Origin of the sequence: Thermus sp., from assembly GCF_040290245.1 — a bacterium.
Classification (GTDB): domain Bacteria; phylum Deinococcota; class Deinococci; order Deinococcales; family Thermaceae; genus Thermus_A.
Genome location: NZ_PSMQ01000101.1, coordinates 1 through 3,547 on the forward strand (window position 1 = coordinate 1; position 3,547 = coordinate 3,547).

Below are 3,547 nucleotides of genomic sequence, written 5' to 3' on the forward strand. Positions count from 1 at the left end.
AGGTCTGGGCGGAAGAGGCGGGGGAGGTGGCGGAGGTGGACGCCTACCGGGTGGGCCTGGCCGTCTTGGCCCTGGGGGGCGGCCGAAGGAAAAAGGGGGAGGCCATAGACCCGGCGGTGGGGGTAGAGGTGCTCAAAAAACCCGGGGAGCGGGTGGAAAAGGGCGAGCCCCTCTTCCGCGTTCACCACAGGGGAAAGGGGGTGGAGGAGGCGCGTGCCCTTCTCCACGCCGCTGTTCGCCTAGGCTCGGCCTCGGGGAAGGGCTTGGTTTTGGAGGTCGTGGTATAGTCCTACGGAGGTGCCGCGGGCTCTGGTCTTCCTCCTGGGAGCGGTCTTGGGCGGAGGGGTGGTCTTTGCCCTCCTCTTCCCGCGCCTCTTGGCCCTAGGGGAGGAGGTAAGAGGGTTGAAGGGCGAGGTGGAACGCCTCTCCTTCCGCCTGGAGGCCCAAGGGGCGGAAAACCGGGTCCTTTTGGAGGAGGCCAGGCGGGCCAAGGAGGAGCTTCGGCGGCTGAAGGAGCTTTTGGAAAGGCTCAAGGAGAAGGTGGGCCTTCCCACCGAGGGCCAGGGCGGGGGTCAGCCCTCCGGAGCCTCGGACTGGACGGAGGTGTACGCCCTGACCCTGGACCTGACCCTCCAGGCCTACGAGGTGGAGGCCGCCCTTTCCCGAAGCGAGGAGGCCAGGTCCCACGAGGGATGGTGGCGGGAAAGGCTGGCCCAAGGGATGCGGCCAGGCTGGCCCTTGGCCGTTCCCTTCCGCATCTCCTCCCCCTTCGGGTACCGGATGAGCCCCTTTGGGGCTGGGATAGAGTTCCACGAGGGCCTGGACCTGGCGGCCCCTCCTGGTAGCCCGGTTCTGGCGGTCAAAGACGGGGTGGTGGAGGCCGCGGGGCCCATGGGCCTCTACGGTCTCGCGGTTCTCCTCGCTCACCCGGACGGGTACAAAACGCTCTACGGCCACCTCGAGGCCCTGGCCGTCCGACCCCACGAGGCGGTTTCCCGGGGCCAGGTCCTGGGCTACGTGGGCTCCACGGGGCGCTCCACCGGCCACCACCTCCACTTCGGCCTCTATCGGGATGGGGTGGCCCTGGACCCCTGGCCCTATCTCGCGGAGGGTAAAGCATGGCGTTAGAACGGCTTTTCAGGCGCAAAAAGCCCCAGGGCGGGGCCAAGGATGTCCCTGAACTTTGGACAAAGTGCGAGGCCTGCGGGGCCCAGCTTTACAAAAAGGAATTATTGCAGAACTTAAAGGTCTGTCCCCGCTGTGGCCACCACCACCGGCTTTCCGCCCTCGAACGGGTGGAGATGCTGGCCGATCCTGGGACCTTCCAGGAGACCACCCGGCTGGCCCCCCTGGACCCCTTAGGCTTTGTGGACACCAAGCCCTATGCGGAGCGCCTTCAGGCCTACCAGGAGGAGACGGGGCGGAAGGACGCCATCCTGGGGGGGCGGTGCACGATTGAGGGGGTGCCTGCCGTCCTCATGGTCATGGACTATGCCTTCGCCGGGGGCTCCATGGGGAGCGTGGTGGGGGAGGAGATCGCCCGGGGGGCGGAAAGGGCGGCGGAGGAGGGGCGGGCCTTGGTCATCGTCGCGGCCTCAGGGGGGGCCAGGATGCAGGAGGCGGCCCTTTCCCTCATGCAGATGGCCAAGACGGTGATGGTCCTGGACAGGCTTTGGGAAAAGCGCCTGCCGTACGTTTCCGTCCTCACCGACCCCACCACGGGAGGGGTGACGGCCAGCTTCGCCGCCTTGGCGGATGTGATCTTCGCCGAGCCGGGGGCACTCATTGGCTTCGCCGGCCCCCGGGTCATCCGCCAGACCATCCGCCAGGAGCTTCCCGAGGGCTTCCAGCGCTCGGAGTTCCTCCTGAAGCACGGCATGCTGGACCGGGTGACGGACCGGCGGCGGCTTAAAGAGGAGGTGGCCCATGTCCTTCACCTCCTCCATCCGGAGGGCCTGACCCTGGGGGGGCGGGATGCCGCTGGAGTTTGAGCGCCCCATAGAGGAGCTGGAGGCCCGCCTGGCCGAGCTCAAGAAAACGGCGGAGTCCACGGGGGTGGACCTCGAGGCCGAGATCCGCGCCCTGGAGGAGCGGCTCCAACGCCTTAAGGAGGAGACCTACCGGGGCCTTACCCCCTGGCAAAGGGTTCAGCTGGCCCGCGTCCAGGGGCGGCCCACCACCTTGGACGTCTTGGAACACGTCTTTAGTGGGTTCTTTGAGCTCCACGGGGACCGGGCCTTCGCCGACGATCCCGCCATCGTGGGGGGGCTGGCCCTTCTCGAGGGGCAGAGGGTGGTGGTGGTGGGCCACCAGAAGGGCCGGGACACCCGGGAGAACCTCCAGCGCAACTTTGGTATGCCCCATCCGGAGGGGTACCGGAAGGCCATGCGGATGATGGAGCTGGCCGACCGGTTTGGCCTTCCCTTCATCAGCTTCATAGACACCCCGGGGGCCTACCCCGGGGTCTCTGCGGAGGAGCGCGGCCAGGCCTGGGTCATCGCCCAGTCCATCCAGAGGATGGGCCGGCTCCGGGTGCCGGCCCTGGCGGTCATCCTGGGGGAAGGGGGAAGCGGGGGGGCTTTGGCCATCGGGGTGGCCAACCGGGTCCTCATCCTGGAGAACGCCTGGTACTCGGTGATCAGCCCTGAGTCCTGCGCGGCCATCCTCTGGCGGGACGCCAAGGAAGCCCCTAAGGCGGCCCAGGCCTTGAGGCTTACGGCCCAGGATCTCCTGGCCTTTGGGGTCGTGGACCGCGTCATTCCCGAGCCCCTGGGCGGGGCCCACAAAGATCCGGCGGCCACCTATCAGGCCCTGAAAGAGGCCCTCCTCGAGACCCTAAGCGAGCTCATTCCCCTTTCCCCGGAGGCCCTCTACCAAGACCGCTACCGCCGCTTCCGCCGCCTGGGGGCCTGGCGGGAAGGTTAAGGAGGCTTGGGCTTTTTCCCTCATCCTTCTCACCCGCCTCGCCCATCCTAGGGATGGAGGTGAAGCATGAAGAGACCATTCTGGGTGCTTTTCGCCGCGCTTGGAGCCCTGGCCTGGGCTCAGAGGATCACGCCCCAAGGTATCATCGTGAACCCGGTGCCCACCGACCTGAAGGTAAAGGTCTGGGTGGACAAGGACCCGGCCAAGACGGGGCAGGCGGTCTACCAGGTGGGAGAGCCCATCTACATCTATGTGAACGTCAATCAGGATGCCTACGTCTACCTCTTTAACATCAACGCAGATGGGGAAATCAACCCTATTCTGCCCAACGCCCACGAGCTGGACAACTTCCTGCGGGCGGGGGAGACCCGGCGTTTCCCCCCGGAGTGGAGGCGGTACCCCTACACCGTTACCGGACCTGAGGGACGGGACATCGTCCTTGCTGTAGCCAGCAGGAGGCCCCTGTCCTTAGGACAGATTCTGGATGTGGAGCGCAACCAGGTTCGCGTCCGGGGGGCCGAGGGCCTGGCCCGGGCCCTTTCCATTGTGGTGGAGCCCCTTCCGGACAGGGATTGGGTGACGGATGTGGCCTTCTACTTTGTGGGCCGCGCCGCTTTGTCCC

General features: G+C 66.8%; 4 protein-coding genes and 1 pseudogene. All 5 read left to right on the forward strand.

Translation table 11 applies throughout. The features are described from left to right. Nucleotides 1-287 (forward strand): annotated as a pseudogene (gene deoA / locus C4301_RS09585) (pyrimidine-nucleoside phosphorylase); the annotation flags it as partial. A gap of 10 nt (nucleotides 288-297) precedes the next feature. Continuing rightward, the gene (locus C4301_RS09590; RefSeq protein WP_352414847.1) at nucleotides 298-1,128 is read left to right on the forward strand and encodes a peptidoglycan DD-metalloendopeptidase family protein; all 831 of its coding nucleotides are present in this window, start codon (nucleotides 298-300) and stop codon (nucleotides 1,126-1,128) included. After that, entirely contained in the window at nucleotides 1,119-1,991 is an 873-nt protein-coding gene (gene accD / locus C4301_RS09595; protein WP_352414848.1) for an acetyl-CoA carboxylase, carboxyltransferase subunit beta, read from the forward strand. Before C4301_RS09590 ends, accD begins: the two co-directional genes overlap by 10 nt. Then, the gene (locus C4301_RS09600) at nucleotides 1,975-2,925 is read left to right on the forward strand and encodes an acetyl-CoA carboxylase carboxyltransferase subunit alpha (protein ID WP_352414849.1); all 951 of its coding nucleotides are present in this window, start codon (nucleotides 1,975-1,977) and stop codon (nucleotides 2,923-2,925) included. The genes accD and C4301_RS09600 overlap by 17 nt, the downstream gene beginning before the upstream one ends. A 66-nt stretch (nucleotides 2,926-2,991) precedes the next feature. After that, the coding region (locus C4301_RS09605) for a DUF4384 domain-containing protein (protein ID WP_352414850.1) at nucleotides 2,992-3,547 on the forward strand (556 nt) is incomplete at its 3' end.

What these genes read in the sequence shown, in the direction of transcription:
- accD (WP_352414848.1), top strand. Translation starts at nt 1,119, where the DNA reads ATGGCGTTAGAACGGCTTTTCAGGCGCAAAAAGCCCCAGGGCGGGGCC.
- C4301_RS09600 (WP_352414849.1), top strand. Translation starts at nt 1,975, where the DNA reads ATGCCGCTGGAGTTTGAGCGCCCCATAGAGGAGCTGGAGGCCCGCCTG.